This window comes from Vibrio sp. 10N.222.55.C7 (assembly GCF_041473335.1).
Taxonomy (GTDB): domain Bacteria; phylum Pseudomonadota; class Gammaproteobacteria; order Enterobacterales; family Vibrionaceae; genus Vibrio; species Vibrio crassostreae_C.
On sequence record NZ_JBFRSC010000085.1, the window covers coordinates 1 to 253 of the forward strand.

Annotated in this window: 1 protein-coding gene; it reads left to right on the forward strand. The window is 44.7% G+C overall.

Features of this window, described 5'->3' with window-relative positions:
- Positions 1 to 253, forward strand: a 253-nt coding sequence (locus tag AB4482_RS23090; protein ID WP_372181754.1) for a helix-turn-helix domain-containing protein, incomplete at both ends; no start/stop codon positions are given.

Here is a 253-nt window from a genome sequence, read left to right on the forward strand (position 1 = left end):
TCCGTTCAAACACGAAGAATCAAGTGTCGTGACTGCGGCATAAAAACAGAGTCTCTATCTTGGTTAGAGCCTTATGCTCGTATAACGAAGCGCTTAAAAAGTTATATAGAACAACTGCTGCCTCTTCTTCCCATTAAGCATATCTCCCAGTTAACAAGCGTACATTGGCACACCATTAAAGAGATAGATAAACGCCGACTTCGCCAAGTGGTACCGTCAGTGAAATGGGAGGGGCTAAGGCAACTCGTCATGG